General features: G+C 74.2%; 25 protein-coding genes. 6 read left to right on the top strand and 19 right to left on the bottom strand.

Features of this window, described 5'->3' with window-relative positions:
- Positions 1-217: 217 nt before the first annotated feature.
- The 13 genes from pyrF to soxR all read right to left on the bottom strand — a co-directional run bounded on the left by pyrF (position 218) and on the right by soxR (position 12,859).
- Entirely contained in the window at positions 218-1,114 is an 897-nt protein-coding gene (gene pyrF, locus AC1C2W_RS07460) for an orotidine-5'-phosphate decarboxylase (protein WP_495389356.1), read from the bottom strand.
- On the bottom strand, positions 1,111-4,509 hold the full coding sequence (carB, locus tag AC1C2W_RS07455; RefSeq protein ID WP_495412765.1) for a carbamoyl-phosphate synthase large subunit: 3,399 nt from the start codon (positions 4,507-4,509) through the stop codon (positions 1,111-1,113). The genes pyrF and carB overlap by 4 nt, the downstream gene beginning before the upstream one ends.
- Positions 4,509-5,813, bottom strand: a complete 1,305-nt coding sequence (carA, locus tag AC1C2W_RS07450) for a glutamine-hydrolyzing carbamoyl-phosphate synthase small subunit (RefSeq protein ID WP_495412764.1) — start codon at positions 5,811-5,813, stop codon at positions 4,509-4,511. Before carA ends, carB begins: the two co-directional genes overlap by 1 nt.
- Positions 5,810-6,352, bottom strand: coding sequence for a PH-like domain-containing protein (locus tag AC1C2W_RS07445; protein WP_495412763.1), 543 nt, complete (start codon positions 6,350-6,352; stop codon positions 5,810-5,812). Before AC1C2W_RS07445 ends, carA begins: the two co-directional genes overlap by 4 nt.
- Positions 6,349-7,731, bottom strand: a complete 1,383-nt coding sequence (locus AC1C2W_RS07440; RefSeq protein WP_495412762.1) for a dihydroorotase — start codon at positions 7,729-7,731, stop codon at positions 6,349-6,351. The genes AC1C2W_RS07445 and AC1C2W_RS07440 overlap by 4 nt, the downstream gene beginning before the upstream one ends.
- Positions 7,728-8,723, bottom strand: a complete 996-nt coding sequence (locus tag AC1C2W_RS07435; protein ID WP_495389361.1) for an aspartate carbamoyltransferase catalytic subunit — start codon at positions 8,721-8,723, stop codon at positions 7,728-7,730. Before AC1C2W_RS07435 ends, AC1C2W_RS07440 begins: the two co-directional genes overlap by 4 nt.
- Complete coding sequence (gene pyrR / locus AC1C2W_RS07430; protein WP_495389362.1) at positions 8,720-9,334, bottom strand: bifunctional pyr operon transcriptional regulator/uracil phosphoribosyltransferase PyrR; 615 nt, start codon at positions 9,332-9,334, stop codon at positions 8,720-8,722. Before pyrR ends, AC1C2W_RS07435 begins: the two co-directional genes overlap by 4 nt.
- A 288-nt stretch (positions 9,335-9,622) precedes the next feature.
- Complete coding sequence (nusB, locus tag AC1C2W_RS07425) at positions 9,623-10,039, bottom strand: transcription antitermination factor NusB (protein WP_495389363.1); 417 nt, start codon at positions 10,037-10,039, stop codon at positions 9,623-9,625.
- A 15-nt stretch (positions 10,040-10,054) separates the two neighbouring features.
- Positions 10,055-10,618 (bottom strand): elongation factor P, encoded by a 564-nt coding sequence (gene efp / locus AC1C2W_RS07420; protein ID WP_495389364.1) that lies wholly within the window; start codon positions 10,616-10,618, stop codon positions 10,055-10,057.
- A gap of 89 nt (positions 10,619-10,707) precedes the next feature.
- On the bottom strand, positions 10,708-11,085 hold the full coding sequence (locus tag AC1C2W_RS07415; protein ID WP_495389365.1) for a hypothetical protein: 378 nt from the start codon (positions 11,083-11,085) through the stop codon (positions 10,708-10,710).
- Positions 11,082-11,804, bottom strand: coding sequence for a hypothetical protein (locus AC1C2W_RS07410; RefSeq protein ID WP_495412761.1), 723 nt, complete (start codon positions 11,802-11,804; stop codon positions 11,082-11,084). Before AC1C2W_RS07410 ends, AC1C2W_RS07415 begins: the two co-directional genes overlap by 4 nt.
- An 85-nt stretch (positions 11,805-11,889) precedes the next feature.
- The gene (locus tag AC1C2W_RS07405) at positions 11,890-12,336 is read right to left on the bottom strand and encodes a type II 3-dehydroquinate dehydratase (protein ID WP_495412760.1); all 447 of its coding nucleotides are present in this window, start codon (positions 12,334-12,336) and stop codon (positions 11,890-11,892) included.
- A 16-nt stretch (positions 12,337-12,352) separates the two neighbouring features.
- Entirely contained in the window at positions 12,353-12,859 is a 507-nt protein-coding gene (soxR, locus tag AC1C2W_RS07400; protein ID WP_495389368.1) for a redox-sensitive transcriptional activator SoxR, read from the bottom strand.
- Between the two features lie 36 nt (positions 12,860-12,895).
- On the opposite strand from soxR, the gene AC1C2W_RS07395 reads away from it, so the two are divergent.
- From AC1C2W_RS07395 to AC1C2W_RS07385, 3 genes are all read left to right on the top strand, one after another.
- The gene (locus AC1C2W_RS07395) at positions 12,896-13,933 is read left to right on the top strand and encodes a zinc-binding dehydrogenase (RefSeq protein ID WP_495412759.1); all 1,038 of its coding nucleotides are present in this window, start codon (positions 12,896-12,898) and stop codon (positions 13,931-13,933) included.
- Positions 13,930-14,160, top strand: coding sequence for a hypothetical protein (locus AC1C2W_RS07390; protein ID WP_495389370.1), 231 nt, complete (start codon positions 13,930-13,932; stop codon positions 14,158-14,160). Before AC1C2W_RS07395 ends, AC1C2W_RS07390 begins: the two co-directional genes overlap by 4 nt.
- Positions 14,161-14,248: 88 nt before the next feature.
- A complete protein-coding gene (locus AC1C2W_RS07385) occupies positions 14,249-15,676 on the top strand; it encodes an FAD-binding oxidoreductase (RefSeq protein ID WP_495412758.1) in 1,428 nt (475 codons plus the stop codon).
- 25 nt (positions 15,677-15,701) lie between these two features.
- Here AC1C2W_RS07385 and AC1C2W_RS07380 read toward each other — a convergent pair whose 3' ends face one another.
- On the bottom strand, positions 15,702-16,055 hold the full coding sequence (locus AC1C2W_RS07380) for an iron chaperone (RefSeq protein WP_495389372.1): 354 nt from the start codon (positions 16,053-16,055) through the stop codon (positions 15,702-15,704).
- Between the two features lie 115 nt (positions 16,056-16,170).
- Here AC1C2W_RS07380 and sigJ point away from each other — a divergent pair, with 115 nt between their 5' ends.
- Positions 16,171-17,262, top strand: coding sequence for an RNA polymerase sigma factor SigJ (gene sigJ / locus AC1C2W_RS07375; RefSeq protein ID WP_495412757.1), 1,092 nt, complete (start codon positions 16,171-16,173; stop codon positions 17,260-17,262).
- Here sigJ and AC1C2W_RS07370 read toward each other — a convergent pair.
- Entirely contained in the window at positions 17,225-18,625 is a 1,401-nt protein-coding gene (locus AC1C2W_RS07370; RefSeq protein ID WP_495412756.1) for an MFS transporter, read from the bottom strand. The two genes, sigJ and AC1C2W_RS07370, sit on opposite strands and share 38 nt — an antisense overlap.
- Positions 18,626-18,703: 78 nt before the next feature.
- Between AC1C2W_RS07370 and AC1C2W_RS07365 the strand changes: the two genes are divergently transcribed.
- Both AC1C2W_RS07365 and AC1C2W_RS07360 read left to right on the top strand, forming a co-directional pair.
- Positions 18,704-19,744, top strand: a complete 1,041-nt coding sequence (locus AC1C2W_RS07365) for an alpha/beta hydrolase (RefSeq protein ID WP_495412755.1) — start codon at positions 18,704-18,706, stop codon at positions 19,742-19,744.
- Positions 19,741-20,568 carry a glycerophosphodiester phosphodiesterase family protein gene (locus AC1C2W_RS07360; protein ID WP_495389376.1) on the top strand — a complete coding sequence of 276 codons (828 nt, stop codon included), beginning with the start codon at positions 19,741-19,743 and terminating at the stop codon, positions 20,566-20,568. Before AC1C2W_RS07365 ends, AC1C2W_RS07360 begins: the two co-directional genes overlap by 4 nt.
- A 13-nt stretch (positions 20,569-20,581) precedes the next feature.
- On the opposite strand, the gene aroB is transcribed toward AC1C2W_RS07360, so the two are convergent.
- The 4 genes from aroB to AC1C2W_RS07340 all read right to left on the bottom strand — a co-directional run bounded on the left by aroB (position 20,582) and on the right by AC1C2W_RS07340 (position 24,467).
- Entirely contained in the window at positions 20,582-21,727 is a 1,146-nt protein-coding gene (aroB, locus tag AC1C2W_RS07355; protein WP_495389377.1) for a 3-dehydroquinate synthase, read from the bottom strand.
- Positions 21,724-22,293: a shikimate kinase gene (locus tag AC1C2W_RS07350; protein ID WP_495389378.1), complete on the bottom strand. Its 570-nt coding sequence runs from the start codon at positions 22,291-22,293 to the stop codon at positions 21,724-21,726. Before AC1C2W_RS07350 ends, aroB begins: the two co-directional genes overlap by 4 nt.
- Positions 22,290-23,507: a chorismate synthase gene (gene aroC / locus AC1C2W_RS07345; protein ID WP_495389379.1), complete on the bottom strand. Its 1,218-nt coding sequence runs from the start codon at positions 23,505-23,507 to the stop codon at positions 22,290-22,292. Before aroC ends, AC1C2W_RS07350 begins: the two co-directional genes overlap by 4 nt.
- A 66-nt stretch (positions 23,508-23,573) precedes the next feature.
- Positions 23,574-24,467, bottom strand: a complete 894-nt coding sequence (locus AC1C2W_RS07340) for a shikimate dehydrogenase (RefSeq protein ID WP_495412754.1) — start codon at positions 24,465-24,467, stop codon at positions 23,574-23,576.
- Position 24,468: the final 1 nt, after the last annotated feature.

The raw sequence follows: 24,468 nt of genomic DNA, 5'->3' as shown, positions 1-24,468 counted from the left end.
GCCGCTTGAAATGGGGAACTGCTCACTCGAAAGTAGCCACGACCTGCGAGGGCGGCAATCGCTAGGCCCCCCGGCCGCAATCTTATCCGGATTCCGACCGGGAGGAATGCGGCATTCAGGTCATGACATCCTCGCAGGTGGCGCCCGGTGACTTCCGTCTCCTCCCGCCCGACGGCGCCGGACGACCCCTCCGACGGGCGGGCTCGCGCGCGGATCCTCAGCTACGCAGCGCCGCGCGGGCGTCCGCGACGGCGGCCGCCGCGGCGGCGCGCAGCGCCCCGGCGTCCGGCCCCGCGGCGAGGACGCCCCGGGAGGACGACGCGAGCACCTGACGCCGTGCGGCGCCGAAGGCGGTCGCGAGCTCTCGCTTGCCCGCCCCCTGCGCGCCCACGCCCGGGGCGAGCAGCGGGCCGTGGACCGCCGTGAGGTTCGTGCCGGTCTCCCGCGCGGCGTCGCCCACCGTGGCGCCCACCACCAGGCCGACCGAGCCCATCGGCAGCCCCTCGGACACGGCGCCCGCGTTGAGCACCGCCGCCTGCGCGGCCACCGAGGCCGCCACGCTCACGCCGTCGGGCCCGACGGCGTGCTGTACCTCGTGGCCCTCCTTGTTGGACGTGAGGCACAGCACGAAGATGCCCCGCCCGGTGCGGGCGGCGAGCTCGGCCGCGGGGGCGAGCGAGCCGAAGCCGAGGTACGGCGAGACCGTCACGGAGTCGCCCGCGAGCGGAGAGCCGTCGGAGAGGAAGGCGTCGGCGTACGCGCCCATGGTCGAGCCGATGTCGCCGCGCTTGGCGTCCACCACCGTCAGCGTGCCCACCGCGCGCGAGGCGGCGATCACGTCCTCCAGCGCCGCGACACCCGCCGAGCCGTGCCGCTCGAAGAACGCGGCCTGCGGCTTGAACGCCGCCACGCGGCCGCCGAGCGCGTCCACCACGCGGAGGCCGAACTCGCGCACGCCGGCGGCGTCGTCGGACAGCCCCCACGCGTCCAGCAGCGACGCGTGCGGGTCGATGCCCACGCACAGCGGGCCGTGGGCGTCCATCGCCGCCGCCAGGCGTGCGCCGAACGGCACGGGACGCGTCGCCGGTCCGGCGGAGCCCGGCCCAGCGCTCACGCGCCCGCCCCCGCCGTGACACCGGCACCTGCACCTGGCACGTCCTCGCCCGCGAGCCGGGCCCGCGTCGCAGCCATGTGCTCCTGCAGGCTCGCGACGTCGAACGGTCCCCCGCGCACCGCCTCGATGCCCTGCACCGCCGCGGCGAGCTGGTCGACCGTGGTGATCATCGGCTTGTCCGCCGCGGTCGTGGCCGCCCGGATCTCGTAGCCGTCGGCGCGCGCGCCCTGGCCCGACGGGGAGTTGACCACCAGGTCCACCGCGCCGTCGGTGATGAGGTCGACGATCGTGGGCTCGCCGTCGGCGCCCCGCCCCTGCGAGAACTTGCGCACCACGGTGCTGCCGATGCCGTTGCGGCGCAGCACCTGCGCGGTGCCGGACGTCGCGAGCACCTCGAAGCCGAGCTCCGCGAGGCGCTTGACCGGGAACACGATGGAGCGCTTGTCGCGGTCGGCCACCGACACGAACACCCGGCCCGCGGTGGGCAGCCCACCGAACGCGGCGGCCTGCGACTTCGCGAACGCGTGCGGGAAGTCCTTGTCGAAGCCCATGACCTCGCCCGTGGAGCGCATCTCCGGGCCGAGCACCGTGTCGACGACCTGCCCCTCGGCGGTGCGGAACCGCTTGAACGGCAGCACGGCCTCCTTCACGGCCAGCGGCGCGCCCAGGTCGAGCGTGCCGCCGTCACCCTCGGCGGGCAGGACGCCCGCGGCGCGCAGGTCCGCGATCGACTCCCCCACCATGACGCGGGCGGCGGCCTTCGCGAGCGAGGTACCCGTCGCCTTGGAGACGAACGGCACCGTGCGGGACGCGCGCGGGTTGGCCTCGAGGACGTAGAGGACGTCGGAGACGAGCGCGTACTGCACGTTGAGCAGGCCGCGCACCCCCACACCCTCGGCGATCGCCTCGGTGGACCGGCGGATGCGCTCGATCTCGGCCTCGGACAGCGACACGGGCGGCAGGACGCACGCCGAGTCACCGGAGTGGATGCCGGCCTCCTCGATGTGCTCCATGACGCCACCGAGGAACAGCTCGGTGCCGTCGTACAGGGCGTCGACGTCGATCTCCATCGCGTCGTCGAGGAACCGGTCGATGAGCAGCGGCGCGGGCAGCAGCTGTCCCGCGCCTGCGGCGGCGGCTGCGCTCTCGTCGAGCGCCCGCTCGACGTACTCGGTGAGCTGCTCGACGGAGTACACGATCTCCATGCCGCGGCCGCCGAGCACGTAGGACGGCCGTACCAGGACGGGGTAGCCGATCGTCTCGGCGACATCGCGGGCCTGGCCGAGGGAGCGGGCCGTGCCGAAGGCGGGCGCGGGCAGGCCGGCGTCGAGCAGGACCTGACCGAAGATGCCGCGGTCCTCCGCGGCGTCGATGGCCTCCGGGGAGGTGCCGAGGATCGGCACGCCCGCGTCGGCGAGGCGCTGCGCGAGCGCGAGCGGAGTCTGGCCGCCGAGCTGCACGATGACGCCCTTGATCGGCCCGGCCGCGAGCTCCGCGGCGTAGACCTCGAGGACGTCCTCGAAGGTCAGCGGCTCGAAGTACAGGCGGTCGGAGGTGTCGTAGTCGGTCGAGACCGTCTCCGGGTTGCAGTTGACCATGATGGTCTCGTAGCGCTCGGAGAGGGTCAGCGCCGCGTGCACGCAGGAGTAGTCGAACTCGATCCCCTGGCCGATGCGGTTGGGCCCGGAGCCGAGGATGATGACGGCCTCGCGCTCGCGCGGCGCGACCTCGGTCTCGTCGTCGTACGACGAGTAGTGGTAGGGCGTGCGGGCCGCGAACTCGGCCGCGCAGGTGTCGACCGTCTTGTAGACCGGGCGCACGCCGAGGGCGTGGCGCACCTCGCGGACCGTGGACTCCCCGCCCCGGCCCATGCCCCGCAGGCGCGCGACCTGCACGTCCGACAGGCCGTGGCGCTTGGCGCGGCGCAGCACGTCCTCGGTGAGCGTCGGCGAGGCGGCGACCTCGGCGGCGACCTCGTTCATCAGCAGGATCTGGTCGAGGAACCACGGGTCGATCTTGGTGGCGTCGAAGACGGCCTCGAGCGTGGTGCGGCCCGCGGCGACGGCGCGCAGCGCCTGCTGCACCCCGACCATGCGGTGCTCGGTGGGCCGCTCGATCTCGGCGAGCAGCTGGTCCAGGGCCGCGCCCGAGGGCGCCTCCCCGTCCCAGTGGAAGGCGACGCCGCCCTTGTCGATCGACCGCAGCGCCTTGCCGAGCGCCTCGGTGAAGTTGCGGCCCAGTGCCATCGCCTCGCCCACGGACTTCATGGTGGTGGTGAGCGTCGGGTCGGCGGCCGGGAACTTCTCGAACGCGAACCGGGGCACCTTGACCACGACGTAGTCGAGCGTCGGCTCGAAGCTGGCCGGCGTGACGCGCGTGATGTCGTTCGGGATCTCGTCGAGCGTGTAGCCGACGGCGAGCTTGGCCGCGATCTTCGCGATCGGGAAGCCGGTTGCCTTCGACGCCAGCGCGGAGGAGCGCGAGACGCGCGGGTTCATCTCGATGACGATGATGCGCCCGGTCTCCGGGTCGACGGCGAACTGGATGTTGCAGCCGCCGGTGTCGACGCCCACCTCGCGGATGACGGCGATGCCGATGTCGCGCAGCCGCTGGTACTCGCGGTCGGTGAGGGTCATCGCCGGGGCGACGGTCACCGAGTCGCCGGTGTGCACGCCCACGGGGTCGACGTTCTCGATCGAGCACACGACCACGACGTTGTCGTCCTTGTCGCGCATCAGCTCGAGCTCGTACTCCTTCCAGCCGAGGATGGACTCCTCCAGGAGCACCTCGGTGGTGGGCGAGTAGTGCAGGCCCTGCCCGACGATGCGGCGCAGGCCCGCCTCGTCGTAGGCGATGCCGGAGCCGAGGCCGCCCATGGTGAACGACGGGCGCACGACCATCGGGTAGCCGAGGTCGGCGGCCGCCGCGACGGCCTCCTCGACGGCGTGCACGACGACGGAGCGGGCGGACTCCCCGCCGCACTTGGCCACGACGTCCTTGAACTGCTGGCGGTCCTCGCCCTTCTGGATGGCGGGGATGTTGGCGCCGATGAGCTCGACGTCGTACTTCGCGAGCACGCCGGCCTCGTCCAGGGCGATGGCGGCGTTGAGCGCCGTCTGCCCGCCCAGGGTGGGCAGCAGCGCGTCGGGGCGCTCCTTGGCGATGATCGTGGTGAGCACCTCGGTGGTGATCGGCTCGACGTAGGTGGCGTCGGCGAACTCCGGGTCGGTCATGATCGTCGCCGGGTTGGAGTTCACCAGGACGACGCGCAGGCCCTCCTCCTTGAGCACGCGGCAGGCCTGCGTGCCGGAGTAGTCGAACTCGCAGGCCTGGCCGATGACGATCGGGCCGGAGCCGATGACCAGGACGGAGGAGAGGTCGGAACGGCGGGGCATCAGTTCTCCTTCAGGGCGGCCAGCGCGGACTCCGGCACGGTGACGGGCTCGCGGGTGGTCATGAGCTCGACGAAGCGGTCGAACAGGTAGGCGCTGTCGTGCGGGCCGGCGGCAGCCTCGGGGTGGTACTGCACGGAGAAGGCGGGCACGTCGAGCGCCGTCAGGCCCTCGACCACCTGGTCGTTGAGGCCGACGTGCGAGACGATCACGCGGCCGTAGCGGCGCCCGTCGGAGCGCTCGTCGTCGTACGGCGCGGTGCTCACCGCGTCGGTGGGGGCGTCGACGGCGAACCCGTGGTTGTGCGCCGTGACCTCGACCTTGCTCGTGGTGCGGTCCATCACCGGCTGGTTGATGCCGCGGTGGCCGTAGCCGAGCTTGTAGGTGCCGTAGCCGAGTGCCCGGCCGAACAGCTGGTTGCCGAAGCAGATGCCGAAGAACGGGATCCCGCGGTCCAGCACGCCCCGCAGCAGCTCGATCTCGTGCGTGGCCGAAGACGGGTCCCCGGGGCCGTTGGAGAAGAACACCCCGGCGGGCGAGCCGTCGGCGGGCAGCAGGGCCTCGACGTCCTCGACCGACGCGGACTGGGGCACCACGTGCACCCGCACGCCGCGCTCGGCGAGGCGCGCCGGGGTCATGGCCTTGATGCCGAGGTCGACGGCGACGACGGTCGCGACGGGCTCCCGCCCGGCGAACTCGCCGGCCGGCTCGACGACGTACGGCTCGGTGGTCGTGACCTCGGGCGAGAGGTTCGCCCCGGCCATGGCCGGGGAGGCCTGCACCTCGGCGACGAGCTCGGGCAGCGGGCGCTCGAGCCCGCCCGCCACCAGCGCGTCCCCGGAGAAGATCCCGGCGCGCATGACACCGAGCTCGCGCAGGTGGCGCGTCAGGGCGCGGGTGTCGACCTCGCTGATGCCGACCACGCCCTGGGCGGCGAGCTCGTCCTCGAGCGAGCGGTCCGCGCGCCAGGAGGACACCCGGCGGGCCGGGTCGCGCAGCACGTAGCCGGACACCCAGACCTTGCCGGACTCCCGGTCCTCGTCGTTGACGCCCGTGTTCCCGACGTGCGGGGCGGTCATCACGACGATCTGCCGGTGGTACGACGGGTCGGTCAGCGTCTCCTGGTAGCCGGTCATACCGGTGGAGAAGACGATCTCGCCGAAGGTGACGCCGCGGGCGCCGTACGCGCGGCCGCGGGCGACCGTGCCGTCCTCGAGGACGAGAAGTGCCGCATCGGTGACGTGGGCCGCGGGCGCGGCGTGCGGGCGCGGCGAGGGAGCGGGGCTGGTGAGGGGGCGGTTGGTCACTGCTCGTCCTTCGGTGCGGGAGCGGAGGTCATGAGGTGGCGCACGGCGTCCACGAGCCGGGAGCGGTCGGGCGCGAACCGGGTGCGCAGCCCGGTGGCGAGGTCGGCGGCGGGCACGTCGCCCGTTGCCGGGTCCTCCCAGGTCACGACGACCAGGCCGTCGGCGCCGACGTACTTGCCGGCCATGCCCGGGGCCAGGCCGACGCCGCGCAGGGCGGCGACGGGCGCGAAGACGTCCGGGGCGCCGTCGCGCTCGACCAGCACGCCCGCGTCGTGCACGGAGACGCGCGCGGTGGAGCGGTCGCCGAGGCCGTGCGCGCCGACGCGGGCGAGCCAGTCCCCCGCGAGGGTCGAGGAGACGTACGTCGCCTCCAGGGGGCCGAGGCGCAGCGCGCCGAGGTCCTCGGGGACGGTGGGCGGCACGGGGACCGTGTGCCGGGTGCGGGCGGCGAGCCGGCGTCGTCCGCCGAGGACGACCAGCAGCAGCGCCACGCCGAGGACGACCCAGATCCCGACCGCGACGGGCATCGGCAGGTTCATCGCGCGCCTCCCCGGACGCCGGTCGAGCGTGCGCCGTCCTGAGCCTGTCGAAGGGTCGAGACCACCGGCGCGCCGTCGAGCACGGTGGCGCGCCCGCGCAGGAACGTCGCCACGACGCGGCCCGGCAGCTCGCGGCCCGCGAACGGCGTGTTGCCGCTCGAGGTGGCCTGGGCGGCGCCGTCGACGGTGCGGGTCGCGGCCGGGTCCACCAGCGTGAGGTTGGCCGGCTCGCCGACGGCGATCGGCCGGCCCTGCGCCGTCGGCCCGGAGTCGACGCGGCCGATGCGGGCCGGGTTCGTCGACAGCACCCTTGCGACGTCGGCCCAGGTGAGGCGGCCCGTGTCGACCATCGTGGCCTGCACCACGCTGAGCGCGGTCTCCAGGCCCGTCATGCCGAACGCGGCCGCGCCCCACTCGCAGTCCTTGTCCTCCCGGGTGTGCGGGGCGTGATCGGTGGCGACGATGTCGATCGTGCCGTCGGCCAGGCCCGCGCGCACCGCCTCGACGTCGGCGGCCGTGCGCAGCGGCGGGTTCACCTTGTACGCCGCGTCGTAGGTGCGCGCCAGCTCGTCGGTGAGGATCAGGTGGTGCGGGGTCACCTCCGCGGTGACGTCGATGCCGCGCCCCTTGGCCCAGCGCACGATCTCGACCGAGCCCGCCGTGGACAGGTGGCACACGTGCAGGCGCGAGCCGACGTGCCCGGCGAGCAGCACGTCGCGGGCGATGATCGCCTCCTCCGCGACGGCGGGCCAGCCTGCCAGGCCGATCTCGGCGGAGACGACGCCCTCGTTCATCTGCGCGCCCTCGGTCAGCCGCGGCTCCTGGGCGTGCTGCGCGACGACGCCGTCGAACGCCTTGACGTACTCCAGCGCGCGGCGCATGAGGATCGGGTCGTGCACGCATTTGCCGTCGTCGGAGAAGACCCGGACGCGGGCGGCGGAGTGGGCCATCGCGCCGAGCTCCGCGAGGCGCTCGCCGCCCAGGCCGACGGTCACGGCGCCGACGGGGTGCACATCCACCCAGCCCGCCTCGTGGCCCAGGCGCCACACCTGCTCGACGACGCCCGCGGTGTCCGCGACCGGCGACGTGTTGGCCATGGCGTGCACCGCGGTGAAGCCCCCGACGGCCGCGGCGCGGGTACCGGACGCCACGGTCTCGGCATCCTCGCGGCCCGGCTCGCGCAGGTGGGTGTGCAGGTCGACCAGCCCGGGCAGCAACACCTGGCCCGCGGCGTCGAGCACGACCACGTCTGCCCCGTCGTCGGGAAGGGTCGTCTCGCCGACTCCCCGGATCTCGCGCACGACGCCGTCCGCGAGGACGACGTCCGCCGGGTCGCCGCCGAGGGGACGCGCCCCGCGCAGCACGTAGGTGGTGGTCACAGAGTGGTCCCTTCGGTGGTGCCGGACAGCAGCAGGTAGAGCGCGGCCATGCGCACGGCGACGCCGTTGGCGACCTGCTCGACGATCACCGCCCGGTCGGAGTCCGCCGCCTCGGCGGAGATCTCGAGGCCGCGGTTCATCGGGCCGGGGTGCATGACGATCGAGTGCGCAGGCAGCATGGCGAGGCGCCGGGCGTCGAGCCCGAAGTAGCGCGTGTACTCCAGCGTGCTGGGGAAGAACGAGCCCGCGCCGCCGGACATCCGCTCCCGCTGCACCCGCAGCGTCATCACGGCGTCCGGCTGCCAGTCGGCGAGCGTCGCGTCCAGGTCGTACGACGTTCGGCAGGGCCAGGCCTCGACCCCGACGGGCAGCAGCGTGGGCGGCGCGACGAGCGTGACCTGCGCCCCGAGCGTGTGCAGCAGGCGCACGTTCGCCCGCGCGACCCGCGAGTGCAGCACGTCCCCGACGATCGCGACCTTGAGGTCGGCGAGGTCGGCGCCGACGCTGTCGCCGCCACCGCGGCGCAGCCCGCCACCTCTGCCCGCCAGATGCCGGCGGATCGTGTACGCGTCCAGCAGCGCTTGCGTGGGGTGCATGTGGGTACCGTCGCCGGCGTTCAGCACGGCGGCGTCGAGCCAGCCCGCGTGCGCGAGCTGGTACGGGGCGCCCGACGCCCAGTGGCGCACCACCACGGCGTCCGCCCCCATCGCGTGCAGGGTCAGCGCCGTGTCCTTGAGCGACTCGCCCTTGGAGACGCTGGAGCCCTTCGCCGAGAAGTTGATGACGTCGGCGGACAGGCGCTTGGCGGCCGTCTCGAAGGAGATGCGGGTGCGGGTGGAGTCCTCGAAGAAGAGGTTCACCACCGTGCGCCCCCGCAGCGTCGGGAGCTTCTTGATCTCGCGGGACTGCGTCACCGCCATCTGGGCGGCGGTGTCCAGCAGCTCGATCGCCTCGTCCTTGCCGAGGTCGGCGGTGGAGAGCAGGTGCCTCATCGGTCGCCCCCCGGGGTGGTCGGGACGCCGGCGCCGGGCTCGCGCCCGCTGATCACCACGGCATCAGTGCCGTCGACCTCGGCCAGCAGCACGCCCACGCGCTCGGACTGCGCGGTGGGGAGGTTCTTGCCCACGAAGTCGGGACGGATCGGCAGCTCCCGGTGCCCGCGGTCCACCAGGCAGGCCAGGCGCACCGCCTTCGGCCGGCCGAGGTCGCCGATCGCGTCGAGGGCCGCGCGGATGGTGCGGCCGGAGAACAGGACGTCGTCGACGAGCACGACCGTCTTGCCCTCGATCCCCGCGGCGGGCAGGCGCGTGACGCCGACGGCGCGGGTGGGCTGACGACGCAGGTCGTCGCGGTACATGGTGACGTCGAGCTCGCCGAGGTCCCGCTCGGGGTCGAACGCCGGGTCGATGCTCGCGAGTCGCTGGCCGAGCCGCGTAGCGAGGGTGACCCCGCGGGTGGGGATGCCCAGCAGGACCACGTCCTGGGCTCCCTTGGCGCGCTCCACGATCTCGTGCGCGATCCGGGTCAGGGCGCGGGCGACGTCGCTCGCGCCGAGCACGACGGTCCCTTCGGGGACGGTCGGCTGTTCGGGGGTTCCGGGCATACCGGTGCCAGCATCCACTGGCGACCTCCTTCTCCGCCTCACGGGACGGGCTTAAAGGGTGTCGACTTCTGTCGATGTCGGCGCCCAGCCTAACCCGTCGGCCGCGTCGAGCCGGGGCACCGCCCACGATGCGGCCGCGGCGTGCGTCACACCCCCGAGAATGCCGAACAGGCGGTTGGTCCCGGATTCGGGCGCCTCGCGGCGCCATCGCGGGACCAACCGCCTGTTCGGCGTCAGGGTCGGTCAGACCGGGGTCGGTCAGACCGGGGTCGGTCAGACCGGGGTCGGTCAGATCAGGAGCGTCGGCTTGATCTCCACGAGCCGGCCCAGCAGCCCGTTGACGAACGACGGCGAGTCGTCGGTCGAGAGCTGGCCGGCGAGGTCGACCGCCTCGTCCACGGCGACGGCGTCGGGGACGTCGTCGTTGTAGAGCAGCTCCCAGGTGCCGATGCGCAGCAGCGCCCGGTCGACCGCGGGCATGCGCTCCACGGTCCAGCCCTGCGAGTACGTGGCGAGGAGCTCGTCGATGCGCTCGCTGTGCGCGACAACGCCCTCGACGAGGTCGACCGTGTACTGCGGTACCGCCGCCTCGGTGTGCGGCTCGATCACCCGGTCGGCGACGAGCACCTGCGGGTCGATCCCGCGCTGCTCCGCCTCGAAGAGGATGTCGACGGCGCGCTTGCGCGCCTTGGTGCGTGCGCCCATGTCAGCAGACGCCCGTCAGTCGTTCACTCGGCCCAGGTACGACCCGTCACGCGTGTCGACCTTGACCTTGGTGCCCTGCTCGAGGAACAGCGGGACCTGGATCTCCGCGCCGGTCTCGAGGGTGGCGGGCTTGGTGCCGCCGGTGGACCGGTCGCCCTGCAGGCCGGGCTCCGTGTACGTGATCTCGAGGACCACCGACGACGGCAGCTCGACGTACAGCGGGGTGCCGTCGTTGGAGGCCACCATGATGGTCATGCCCTCGAGCATGTAGTCCTTGGCGTCGCCGACCGTGGCCGCCGGGATCATGATCTGGTCGTACGTGTCGTTGTCCATGAACACGTAGTCCGCGCCGTCCATGTATAGGTACTGGTAGTCGCGGCGGTCCACGTTCGCCGTCTCGATCTTGAGGCCGGCGTTGAAGGTCTTGTCGACCACCTTGCCCGAGAGCACGTTCTTCATCTTCGTGCGGACGAACGCGCCACCCTTGCCCGGCTTGACGTGCTGGAACTCGATGATCGACCACAGCTGACCGTCGATACGGAGCACGGTGCCGTTCTTGATGTCGTTGGTGGTAGCCACGTTCTTGTTCGTCCTCGGGGTCGGGGTCGGGGCGGGGAGTCGACGTTCTGGGCCGCGAGGTTCTGGGACCGCAGAGAGCCCGAGACATCCTACAGCGCGACGAGGAGCTCGTGCCCCACCAGACCGAGGGCGGCGGACCACGCGAGCGAAGCCAGCGTGCCCACGACGAAGCGTTCGCTCGCCACCGGGTGCTCCCGCAGCTCGGGGAACCGGCCGAGGCCCTTCACCGCTACCACGATCGCCACGCCCTCCGGGTACCCCGCGAGCAGCGTGCCGGTCACGCACAGCCGCTCCAGCAGCCCGATCCAGGTGCCGCCGCGGAGCACGGCCACCGCCTCTGCCGCGAGCTGCGACTCGCGCTCCGCGTGCCGCAGCACCCACGGCACGAGCCAGGCCCCTGCGCCCACGCTCAGTGCCAGGCCGGCGACCCACACCAGGACGTCCGTCGCCACCACTGCGAAGCTCATCGGTCGTGCTCCTCCCACTCGTCGTCCTCGTCGTCGGCCCCGTCGGCCCCGTCGGCCCCGTCGGCACCGGGCCCGTCGTCCGCGCCCGCGGCCCGCAGCAGCCGTGCCGCGAGCGGACGGGCCGCGGCGTCCTCGGCCCACAGGGCGGCCCGCAACCGCTGGCTCACCGCCTGCTCGCTCACGCCGAGCGCCTTCGCGGCCGCACGCTGCGGAGCCGCGGTCCCCGAGTGCGGGACGAGCGTATCGACGGCCTCCCACCCGGCGGCGGAACGACGTGCGACGACGGCGCCCAGCAGGTGCAGCAGGGCCTGGGCGTCCGCGGCGATCGTGGCGTGCGGCTCGTGCTCCGGGCCCGCGACCGCGAGGGGCACGCTCCCCCGCCCTCGCCGTTTCGCACGCTCCACCGCCGCACGCGCCCGCACGAACGCGGGCCCGGATGCGGCCCGGGACACCTCCGGCAGCGGGAGGTCGACCGCACCGAGGCCGATGCCGACGGACCATCCGCCGTCGCGCACGAGGTCGAGGACGAGGTCCACGGCCAGGGCGGAGCCGTCGTCGTCCGCCGCGAGCACCCCCTGGACCTCGTCACCGACGGTGCGGTCGAACGGGAGCACCGTGCCGGACGCGCCCTCTGCCCGAGCCCCCATCATCGCGAGCACCTCGGGCACGCGGTCCGGGCCGCGGGTGCTGCCTCGTTGGTCCGCCGTCAGCACGATCATGGATAAAGGCTATGTCCTTGTCGCGTCACTCACAAGGCTCACCACTTGAGCAACACTCAACCCTGACGCCCTGACAGGAGTCTCTCTAGCCCTGGAGCTTGTGCACGAGGGCGGACAACGCGAGGCGATAGGAATCGAACCCGAAGCCTGCGACGGTGCCGGTCGCGATCCCGGCGACCACCGAGTAGTGCCGGAACGACTCGCGCGACGCCGGGTTGGACAGGTGCACCTCCACCAGGAGCAGCCCCGACGACGTGACCTGGGCGGCGGCGTCGCGCAGCGCGTAGCTGTAGTGCGTGAACGCCGCGGGGTTGAGCACCACGTGCGACCGGGCGTCGACCGCCTCGTGCAGCCAGCCCACGATCTCGGACTCGTCGTCGGTCTGGCGTACGTCGACCGTCACGCCGAGGTCGCTCCCCCAGACGGCGGCCTCCCGATCGAGATCGGCCATGGACGCATGGCCGTAGATCTCCGGCTCGCGCACGCCGAGCCGACCGAGGTTGGGACCGTTGAGGACGAGGACGTGTGTCATGGCCCCGAGGGTACGGTCACTCCGGCGCGTCCACGAGCAGCCGGCGCGGGCCGGGGCCGGCGTCGCCGAGCGCGTCGTGCGGGTTCGCGAGCACGCATCGGCTCAGGGAGAGGCAACCGCACCCGATGCAGTCCGTGAGGTCGTCCCGCAGCCGCTCCAGCTGCTCGATGCGGGCATCGAGGTCGGTGCGCCACGCGCGCGAGAGCCGCTCCCAGTCCCGGACGTTCGGGGCACGGTCCTCGGGGAGGGTCGCCAGCGCCTCCGCGATGCGCGCGAGGGGGATCCCCACCCGCTGCGACACCCGCACGAACGCCACCCGGCGCAGCACGTCGCGCCGGTAGCGACGCTGGTTGCCCGCGGTGCGCCGGCTGGCGATCAGCCCGCGCCGCTCGTAGAAGTGCAGGGCCGAGACGGCCACCCCGCTCCGGGCCGCCACCTCCCCGACCGTGAGCTCGACGTGGTCCCACGGCACCGTCTCGGGTCCCTGCTCGGGCACCTCGACCACCTCTTTCGTCCCGGGCATTGACCTGAACCGTAGTTCAGGTCCAAGCATGGAGCCATGGATGCGATCCGCCACCACTCCTTCGGCCCGCCCGAGACCCTCGCCCTCGAGCAGGTCCCCGACCCCGCTCCCGGCGCCGGCCAGGTCCTCGTCGCCGCCAGGGCGCACGGCGTGCACCTCAAGGACACCGGGCTCCGGCGCGGTGAGGCCTCCGGCCCCCTGCCGGCGCCCACGCTCCCGGCGATCCCGGGCCGTGAGGTCGCGGGGACGGTCGCCGGCGTGGGACCGGGCGTGGACCGCTCCTGGGTCGGCGTGCGCGTTGCCGCCCACCTCGGCGCTACCCCGGCCGGCGGCGGCTACGCCCGGATGGCCGTCGTCGGCGAGCAGGCGCTGCACCGGCTGCCCGACGGCCTCGACCTGGGGGACGCCATCGCCATGATCGGCACCGGCCGGATGGCGCTCATGACGCTCGAGGTCGCGCGGATCGGGGCCGACGACGTGGTCGTGGTCACCGCGGCCGCGGGCGGGCTCGGCTCCCTGTTCGTGCAGTCGGCGCTCGACGCCGGCGCACGCGTGCTGGCGCTGGCGGGCGGCCCGCACAAGGTCCGCGTCGTCCGCGGCATCGTTCCCGACGCGGGCCAGCGGCTCGCCGTCCTCGACTACCGCGGCCCGGACTGGGCGTCGGACGCGCGCGCCGCCCTCCGGCGGCTCGGGTCGGAACACGCGACCGTCGTCCTCGACGGCGTCGGGGGCGACCTCGGCGGGGCCGCGACGGACCTGCTCGGCTCCCGCGGCCGCCTCGTGGTGCACGGCTGGTCCTCCGGGCACCCGAACCCCCGCTCGACGTCGCCCGACATCCAGGTGCCCGACATCCAGGTGCCCGACATCCAGGTGCCCGACATCCAGGTGCTGAACGTCGTCGGCCCCGGCGCCCCCGCCTTCGGCGACGTCCGCACGTACCAGCGGCGTGCGCTGGACCTCGCCGCCGCCGGCGCCTGGCGCGTGCTGACGCACCGCGTGCCGTTCGCCGAGGCGGCGCGGGCGCACCGCGAGCTCGAGGAGCGGCGCACCGTGGGCAAGGTCGTGCTCGGATGACGTCCGGCCCGACGGCCGGCGGGACCGGCGTGCTCGACGCGCGGGCGCAGCGCTGGACGGACCGGCGCGGCCCGACGCCGCCCCTGTGGGCAGGCATCGGGCTCTTCCTCGCGGGCCGCATCCGGCCCACGGGTCACACCTCCCGCTCGGTCACGAATTCCCTCGCCGTCCCGTCGTCGGTGCGGGAGGCTGTCGATGAGAACGCCGTCTCCACGCCGTCTGCATGACAGCACGCACCGCCGCACCGCCGGGCGTCCGCCCGGCAGCACTGTCCTTGCACCGTCCGTCCCAGCACCACTCGTCCCAGGAGCATCGATGACCACACCCTCCATACCCCCCGCTCTCCCCTCGTCCCCGACGACCCCGACGTCCGAGGACGCGGCCGCGTCGCTGCGCACCACCCTCGGGGCCGCCGCGTCCGTGGTCGCGCCCGACGACGACGGCTACGAGGCCGCGCGCACGATCGAGCCGGGCGGGGTCGAGCATCGCCCCGCAGCGATCGTCCGGCCCACCGACGCCGACGCCGTGGCCCGCGCCGTGCGTTACGCCCGCGACGCGGGGACCGAGGTCTCCGTCCGCGCCGGCGGGCACTCCGTCTTCGGCCTCGGCTCCGCCGACGGCGCCCTCACCCTCGACCTGCGCGGGCTCGACTCCCTCGACCTCGACGTCGACGGCCGCACCGCGTGGGCCGGCGGCGGGCTCACCGCCGGGGCATACTCGAGAGCCGCGGGCGCCCACGGGCTTGCCACCCCGTTCGGCGACACGGGCGGCGTGGGCATCGGCGGGATCACGCTCGGTGGCGGCGTCGGGCTCCTCGCCCGCTCCCACGGCATGACGATCGACAGCCTGCTCGGCGCCGAGGTGGTCACCGCCGACGGCGAGGTCGTGCTGACGGACGCCGAGCACGACCCCGACCTGTTCTGGGCCCTGCGCGGGGGCGGCGGCAACTTCGGCGTCGTGACCCGGTTCCGGTTCGCGCTCCACGAGGTGTCGCAGGTGGTGGGCGGTGTCCTCATGATGCCGGCCACCCCCGAGAGCGTGGCCGGCGTGGTCGCCGCCGCCGACGCGGCCCCGGCCGGGCTCACCGTGATCACGATGGTCATGACGGCGCCGCCGATGCCGATGATCCCCGCCGAGTGGCACGGGCGCATGATCGTGATGGCCAACGCGTGCTGGTCCGGGCCGCCGGACGCCGCGGACTCGGCCCTCGCGCCGCTGCGCGAGGTCGCGGCCCGCGCCGGCGGCGCCCTCCTCGACGGGCTGCACCCGACTGCGTACGCGAGCCTGTTCGAGGGCGGGCCTCCCAGCGGGACCGCCGTGGCGACCGGACGCACCTTCTTCGCCGACGGCGTGGACGAGCCCGCCGCCGCGCACCTGCTGGAGCAGCTCGAGAGCTCCGACGCGATGATGCGCGCAGTGCAGCTGCGCGTGGTCGGCGGCGCGGTCGCCGAGGTCCCCGCCGACGCGACCGCGTACGCGCACCGCGCCGCGCGCGTGCTCGGCAACGTGGCTGCCGTGGGCCCGGACGCGGCGACGGCCCGCGGGTACGCGCCGTGGGTCGACGCACTCGCCGACCGTCTCCGCGGGGCCGAGGGCGCATACGTGAACTTCGCCCTCGACGGCGGGGGCGACACCGCCCGCGCGGCGTACCCGAACGGCCACTGGGACCGTCTGCGGGACGTGAAGCGGCGCTACGACCCCCAGAACCTGTTCCGCGCGAACGTCAACGTGCCGCCGGCATGACCCGGCGCTCGCCGTGGCGCCGTGCTCAGCGCGCCCGGGCGTCGATCTCGTCGCGCCGTGCGAGCACGAGCCGGTCCACGACGTCGTCGGGCAAGGGCGCGTCGGGCTGGAAGGAGACCGAGCCCTTCGTGGTCCGAAACCCCTGCAGGTCGTCCGCGAGCGCCGCGATCACCTCGGGGCTGAACGGGTAGAGGCCGAGGTGCGTGCGCGTGACCATCACGCTCAGCAGCGGGCTGCCCCCGTAGCGCAGGGCGGGCATGCCGTAGCCGCGTCCCTCCTCGAGGTTCGGGACGAGGGCGTGGGCACGCTCATACACGCGTGCCACCGCGTCCCGCTCCGGCGCGGACAGGGTGGCCAGGTAGTCCTCGACGTCTCCCATGGGCCCCATGCTCCTGCGCCACGGGCGCTTGGCAAGCGGGGGGTGTCACGTCGCGGCGCGCCGATTCGTCGGAGGGACAGGGCCGGATCGTCCGGTTCGCGGAAGGATGGGCAGCATGCCACGCACGGATCGCCACCAACGCCGCACCCTTGCCGGACATGTCGCCGGACAGGTCGCCGGACGGGTCGCCGGAAATGTCGCCGGCACGGTCGACGTCCCCGACCCTGCAGTCCTCGCCGACCTGCGGCGGGTCGCCTTCGGCGCCGCGTACCGGATGCTGGGCAGCGTGACGGAGTCCGAGGACGTGGCACAGGAGGCCATGCTCCGGGTGGCTCCCACGGGCACGGTGAGCGCGGAGGTGCTGAACGCGCAGGCGTACACGACCACGGTGGCGACCCGGATCGCGCTCGACGTGCTGCGCTCGGCGCGGGTACGGCGGGAGTCGTACGTGGGCGAGTGGGTGCCGGAGCCCCTCGTGGGCGAGCTGGTCGCCGCGGGCTCGCCCGGACGGGAGGCCGCCGCGCACGCGGAGCTCGCCGACGACCTGTCGACGGCGTTCCTCGTGCTGCTCGAGACCCTGACGCCGTCCGAGCGTGCGGCGTTCCTGCTGCACGACGTCTTCGGCTACCCGCACCGTGAGTCGGCTCAGGTGATCGGCACCACCGAGCTGGCGGCGCGCCAGCTCGCGTCCCGCGCGCGGCGCCGGGTCGCTGCGCGGCAGGGGGCACCGGCTGACCGTGCCCAGAAGGACGCCCGTGCCGATCCGCACGCGGCGGAGCTGGTGGAGCGGTTCATCGCCGCCACGGAGGATGGCGACGTGGAGGCGCTGATGGCGCTGCTCGCCGACGACGTGGCCCTCACAGGGGACGGCGGCGGCAAGGTGCCGGCCGGGATGTCGGTGTCGCGCAGGGTCTCCGGCCGCGAGGCGGTGGCACGCCTGCTGTCGGGGTTCGCCAAGCGCGGCGCGCCGGCGCGGCTCGAGGTCGCCATCGTCAACGGCGGGCCGGGGATGATCGCCTACGCCGACGATGTCCTCGGCGGCGGGGTGCTCGGCACGTACGCGCTGCAGGTGTCGGACGGCCAGATCGCACGGATCGACGGGGTGATCAACCCCGACAAGCTGCAGCACCTGGCACCGCTGGCCGACCTGGAGGCCGTGGCGGAGGCGATCAGGGCGTCGGCGCGTCGTCGGCGAGAGCAGGCCTGACGCCGACGGTCACCCTGAGCATGAGGATCAGGCCCGCCAGGACCACCGCGACGATGCCGAGCGTGCCCCAGATCGTCGCGCCGGTGAGCGCGATGACCAGCGTCCAGAGCGACGGCGCGAGGAACGACACGGCGCGACCCGTGGTGGCGTAGAGGCCGAAGATCTCCGACTCTCGCCCGACGGGGGCGACGCGGGCGAGCAGCGACCGGGAGGCGGCCTGGGCGGGGCCGACGAAGCAGGTGAGTGCCAGGCCTGCCCCCCAGAACACCAAGGGGCCCCGCTGGTGCAGCGCCACCACCAGGAGCCCGCACACGACGAGCCCGCCGAGCGACCACACGATCACGGCCCGCGGGCCGAACCGGTCGTCCAGCCGCCCCGCCAGGATGGTGCTCACGCCGGCCAGCAGGTTCGCGGAGATCCCGAAGATCATGACCGCCTGGGCATCGAACCCGAAGGACACGGCGGCGATCACGGCGCCGAAGGTGAACACGGCGGCCAGGCCGTCGCGGTAGACGGCGCTCGCGAGCAGGAACCAGAAGGTCGGTCGTTCCGTGCGGTAGAGGGCGACGATGTCGCGCACCAGCACGACGTACCCGGCGAAGAACCCCACGCGCGGGCGGTCGGCCGCGGGCGGCGCCTCGGGCACGTAGCGGAACAGCGGCCAGGCGAACGCGAGCGCCCACAGCGCGCAGCCGACGGCGATCACCCGGTAGGCGAGGCCGTCGTCGGTGGGCATGCCCCACCAGTCGTACGTGGTGGCCACGACGACCAGGACGAGGGCGACGATCCCACCGAGGTAGCCGAGCCCCCAGCCGAGGCCGGAGACCTTGCCGATCGTGCGCGGCGTCGAGACCTGCACGAGCATCGCGTTGTAGTTCACGCCCGCGATCTCGCTCGCGACGCTGCCGAGCGAGACGAGGGCGGCCCCGAGCACGAACCAGGCCGGGTCGGCGCGGACGGCGAAGAGGCCGAGCATGCTGGCGACGAGCACGAGGGTCGCGCCGCCCAGCCACGCCTTGCGGCGCCCGTCCACGTCCGCACGCTGACCGAGCACCGGGGCGAGCAGCGCGACCAGGATGCCGCCCACCGCGATCCACGCGCCGAGGCCGCTCGTCAGGCCCGCGAGCGCCCGCTCGTGGACCGGGTCGTTCGCGGGGAGCGCGGCGACGGCGGGGTCGAGGAACGCGTCGCTCGTCAGGTACAGCGCGGTGAAGACGAACGTGACGATCACCGTGTTGAAGGGCTGCGTCGCCCAGTCCCACAGGGCCCAGGCCCTGACCTGCCGGTGCGACACCACCGGCACGGTCCCGGGGGTGGTGTCCGTGGTGGCCGCCGGCTCCGGCGCGGCGGGTTGGTCGCTCATGAGCGTGCAGTCTGCCGGACGCGGGTGTCCGGTCGCGACGGCGCGCCCGGCCGTCGCCGCGCGGCTACGATCGCGCCTGTGCACGACGCTACGCCGAACCCCTCCCGGAACCTCTCCCTCCCGGGCACGACGGGGCCCGCCCAGTGGCGACCGGACCGCCTGCTCGGCCCGCCCTTCGAGGAGGCCCCGCTCGGCCCGGCGACGCTGGTCCGTTCGGGTACCCGGCCGTCGTCGGCCCGGTGCGCGGTGCTGCACGTGCACGGCTACAACGACTACTTCTTCCAGGACCATCTCGCCGCCGCGGTCGTCGCGGCCGGCGACGCGTTCTACGCCGTCGACCTGCGCCGTGCCGGTCGCTCGCTCCTGGGCGCTGTCCCGGACGTCGGAGCGGACCCGCTACCCCCGCACTACGTGGCGAGCCTGCGCGAGCAGGGCGCCGACCTCACGGCGGCGGCGCGCGCGGTGCGGGCGCTGGAGCCGGGGCTGCCGCTGGTGGTGCACGCCCACTCGACGGGCGGCCTCGCCGCGACCCTCTGGGCACACGCCGTGCGCGACGACCCGACGGACGGGCCCGACCTGCTCGTGCTCGACTCCCCGTTCTTCTCCCTCGACGGGTCCTGGCTGCAGCAGGCCGCCAGGACGGCGGCGCTGCAGGTGCTGGGCCGGCTGCGCCCGCTGGCCGTCGTGAGCGCGAACCCGTCGGTGTACGCCACGTACCAGCATCGCTCGCACGGAGGCCGGTGGTCCTTCGACACCTCTCTGAAGCGACCGGAGGGTCTGCCCGTCCGGGCGGGCTGGCTCCACGCGGTCCGCCAGGCCCAGCTGCGGCTGGCGCGCGGGCTCGCGGTCCCGTGCCCGGTGCTGGTAGCGCGCAGCGACGCCTCCGGGCCCGACAGCCCGGCCAACCCCCGGCTCGACGCCCAGGACACCGTGCTCGACGTCGTGCGGATCGCCGCGCTGACGCCCCGGGTCGGGCGGGACGTGAGCGCGCTCGTCGTGCCCGGCGGGGTGCACGACCTGGTGCTGTCCGCCGACGGGCCGCGCACCGCCTACCTCGACGGCGTACGGCGCTGGCTCGACGAGCGCCTCCCGGGCGTGGCCGGGCAGGTGCCCGCATGAGGCCGGCTCCCCCGCATCCCTACCTCGACCCGCGCGGGCCCGACGGCGCCCCCCTCGGAGCGCGCCGGGTGGTCGCCCTCGCGCACCGCGGCTTCTCCCACGGCCACGAGAACCTGGAGAACTCGCTGGCGGCGTTCGCGGCGGCCGTCGACCTGGGGTTCCGCTACGTGGAGACGGACGCGCACGGCACGGCGGACGGGGTCGCGGTCGCCCTGCACGACGTGTCCCTCGACCGCACCACCGACGCCTCGGGACTCGTCGCCGACCTGCCCTGGTCGGTGGTGCGCCGCGCCCGCATCGGCGGCACGGAGCCCGTGCCGCGGCTGGACGACGTGCTCGGCACGTGGCCGGACCTGCGGGTCAACATCGACGTCAAGGAGGCCTCTGGCGTGGCGGCGACGGCCGCGGCGATCGAACGGACCGCGGCGCACGACCGCGTGTGCGTGACGTCGTTCGACGTCCGGCGGCGGCGCGACACCCTGGCCCGCCTGTCCCGCCCCGTCGCGTCGTCGGCCGCCCAGCGCGAGGTGGTGGGGTTCCTCGCGGGGGCGCGCCTGCGCGCGGACGCGCTGGCCCGTCGCGCCCTGCGCGACGTCGACGCGCTGCAGGTCCCCGTCACGGAGGGCCGGCTCCACGTGGTCGACGCCGTCACCGTCGCCGCCGCCCACCGCGCCGGCCGTCAGGTGCACGTGTGGACGATCAACGACCCCGACGAGATGCGCCGCCTGCTCGACCTCGGCGTCGACGGCCTCGTCACCGACCGCGCCGACCTGCTGCGCGACGTCCTGACCGAGCGCGGGGACTGGCCCGGCGAGCCGAGGTAGAGAACCTGGTTCTCTATCTCGGCGTGAGGGAGACCGTGACCCCGGGGTTCCCCGTGGGCGGCTCCTTCGACACCTCGGCGTAGGCGGCCGCGAGCAGCGTCGGGTCGGGACCCTCGAGCCGGGTCGGCTTCGCCACGTCGTCCAGCACGACGAAGCGCAGCAGGTTGCCCCGCGTCTTCTTGTCCCGCTGCATGGCGGCGAGCAGCTTGTCCCAGCGGTCGCCGCGGTAGGTGGTGGGCAGGCCGAGGGACTCGAGGATCGCGCGGTGGCGGTCCACGACGGCGTCGTCGAGCTTGCCGCCCAGGCGGGCCAGCTCAGCCGCGAAGACCATGCCGACGGCCACGGCCGCACCGTGGCGCCACTGGTAGCGCTCGGTGAGCTCGACGGCGTGGCCGAGGGTGTGCCCGTAGTTGAGGATCTCGCGCAGGCCCTGCTCCGTGAGGTCCTCCCCCACCACGCGGGCCTTGACGCGCACCGACCGCTCGATGAGCTCAGCCAGCACGGCCCAGGTCTCCTCGGAAGCGTCCGCGCCCTTCCACTCCCGCAGCTCGTCGGCGTGCGCCTCCACCAGCTCGAGGATCCGCGGGTCGGCGATGAAGCCGGTCTTGACCACCTCGGCCATGCCGGCGACGAGGTCCCAGCGGTCGAGCGACTCCAGCGCGGCCAGGTCGCACAGCACCCCGGCCGGCGGATGGAACGCGCCCACGAGGTTCTTGCCCTCGGCGGTGTTGATGCCGGTCTTGCCGCCCACGGCCGCGTCGACCATGGCCAGCAGCGTGGTGGGCAGGTGCACCACCTTGATGCCGCGCAGCCACGTGGCGGCGACGAAGCCCGCGAGGTCCGTCGTCGCGCCGCCCCCCACGGAGACGATCGCGTCCGACCGCGTGAAGTCGGCCTGGCCGAGCACCTGCCAGCAGAAGGCGGCGACCTGGGCCGTCTTCTGCTCCTCGGCGTCGGGCAGCTCGACGGCGAACGCCTCGTAGCCCTGGGCTACGAGGTCCTCGCGCACCGCGTCGCCCGTGGCCTGCAGCGACGCCGGGTGCATGACGAGCACGCGGCGCACGCCGCCCCCGAGCATGCTCGACAGCTCGCCGAGCAGGTGTCGCCCGACGACGACGTCGTAGGGCTGCTCGCCCCGTACGGTCACCCGGACCGTCATACCTGGACCTCCTGTGCTGGTGGGAATCCCTCGGTGACGCGCGCGTGCACCTGGGCGGCGACCTCGTGCGGAGGACGGTCGTCCGAGAGGACGTGCACCGTAGCCAGCCGCTCGTACGTGGGGCGGCGCTGCTCCATCAGCTCCACCCACCGCGCGCGGGGGTTGCCGACCAGGAGCGGCCGCGCCTGGTTGAAGCCGACCCGGGGCGCGGCGTGCGCGAGGGCCACGTCGAGGAAGACGACGACCCCGCCGCCCGCGACATACCCCTCGAGGGCCCGCTGGATGTGCGCGTCCATCACGGCCCCGCCGCCGAGGGCGAGCACGCCCGGGTGGGAGGCCAGCGCCGTCGTAACGGCCTCGTACTCCAGCTCCCGGAAGCGCGGCTCCCCGTCGTCGACGAAGATCTCCGCCACGGCCTTGCCTGCCACGATCTCGACGTCCGCGTCCGTGTCGCGGAACTCCACCGAGAGCCGCTGCGCGAGGATCCGGCCGACCGTGGTCTTGCCGCTCCCGGGCGGGCCGATGAGGACCGCGGCCGGACCCGCTCCGTGCACGTCGGCCGTCATCGCAGCAGCTCCGGGATGGCCGCGAGGTAGGCCTCGGCATTGCGCCGCACCTCGGCCACCGAGTCCCCGCCGAACTTCTCCACGACGGCCTGTGCCAGCTCGAGCGCGACCATCGCCTCGGCCACGACGGCGGCGGGCGGCACGGCGCAGACGTCGGAGCGCTGGTGGTGCGCGGTGACCGACTCGCCCGTGGCGACGTCGACGGTGGCCAGCGCGCGCGGGACCGTGGAGATGGGCTTCATGGCGGCGCGCACCCGGAGGACCTCGCCGTTCGACATGCCGCCCTCGATGCCGCCGGCCCGGTTGGAGCGCCGGTGGATGTGGCCGTCGTCGCCGCGGTCGATCTCGTCGTGCGCGGCCGAGCCCCGGCGACGCGCGGTGCGGAAGCCGTCCCCGACCTCGACGCCCTTGATCGCCTGGATGCCCATGAGCGCGGCGGCGAGCCGGCCGTCGAGGCGCCGGTCGCCCTGCACGTACGACCCGAGGCCGGTGGGCACGTCGTAGGCGAGCACCTCGACGACGCCGCCGAGGGTGTCGCCGTCCTTGCGGCACTCGTCGATCTCCGCGACCATCGCCGCGCTCGCGGCGGCGTCGAAGCAGCGCACCGGATCGGCGTCCAGCGCCGCGGCGTCGTCCGGGGTGGGGAGGTCGGCGCCCTCGGGCACCTCGACCGGCCCGATCGCCACGACGTGCGACACGAGCCGCACCCCGACCGCCTGCTCGAGGAACCTGGCGGCCGCCACGCCGAGCGCGACGCGCGTGGCCGTCTCACGGGCCGACGCCCGCTCGAGCACCGGGCGGGCGTCGTCGAAGCCGTACTTGCGCATCCCGACCAGGTCAGCGTGACCCGGGCGGGGCCGCGTCAGCGGGCGGTTGCGCGCAATCTCGCGCTCGTCGCCCGTGCCGGCGTCCACCAGGAGCGCGTCGCGCTCGACCGGGTCCGGCGACATCACGTCGATCCACTTGGGCCACTCGGTGTTGCCGATCTCGAACGCCAGCGGTCCGCCCTGCGTCACGCCGTGCCGCAGCCCGGCGAGCACGCGCACGTCGTCCCGCTCGAACGTCATGCGGGCGCCGCGGCCGTATCCCAGCCGCCGGCGCGCCAGCGCCGCCCGGATGTCCGCGGTGACGAGCTCGACCCCCGCGGGCAGCCCCTCCATCACCCCGACCAGCGACGGACCGTGCGACTCCCCCGACGTCATCCAGCGCAGCATGACCCCGATTCTTCCACGGCCGCGCGGCGCGCCGGTCCGGTGGTCACGGTACGGACGGCGCCTCCGTCAGGTCGCGGCCGGTGACGCGGGCGCCGACAGGGCCGCGCCCAGGGCGGCATCCATCGCGCCCACCGGGGCCGTGCGCCCCGTCATGAGGCGCACCTGCTCCGCCGCCTGGTGCAGCAGCAACCGCTCGCCCCCGACGACGGTGCCGCCCGCGGCGGCCCAGGCGGACGTGAGTGCCGTGGGCCGCGGGTCGTAGACGACGTCGAGCAGCACGCCCGCGGGAGCGGCGCCGTGCGCGGAGATGGCGGCCGCCACCGGGTCGGCAGCGAAGGCCGGCATCGTGGACACGACGATGTCCGCGTCGAGCAGGGCGCCGAGGGACGCCCGGGCGTCGAGCACCTCGAAGCGCGGGGCGATCCCCATGCGGGCGGCCGCCTCCTGCGGCCCGGCGGCGCGGCCCAGCGAGCGCACGAGCACGCACGGCGTCGTGCAGCCGAGCTCACCGAGCGCCGCGAGCGTGGACGCCGCGGTGGCGCCCCCGCCGAGGACGACGGCGGCCTGCGCGCGGGCGTCGCCACCCCGGCCCTGCGCGGCGAGGCCCTCGCGCAGCGCGGCGACCAGGCCGGGGACGTCGGTGTTCGTGCCCATCAGGGTCACCCCGCGCTGCGCGGGCGCGACCAGCACCGTGTTGACGGCGCCGACGGCGACCGCGAGCGGGTCGACGTGGTCGACCAGCGGGATGATCGCCTGCTTCAGCGGCATCGTCACGCTGAGCCCCGCCCAGCCGAGGTCGAGGCCGCGCACCAGGGCGGGCAGGTCGTCGATCGTCGTGTCGATCGACGAGTACTCCCAGCCATCCAGCCCGAGGGCCTCATAGGCCGCGGTGTGCAGCACGGGCGAGAGCGAGTGCGCGACGGGGTGTCCGAGCACCGCCGCGCGTCGGGAGACGGTCATC

This window comes from Isoptericola sp. Y581, from assembly GCF_059445475.1.
The sequence above is the reverse complement of the archived record's forward strand: the minus strand, read 5'-3'. Positions and strand labels throughout refer to the sequence as shown.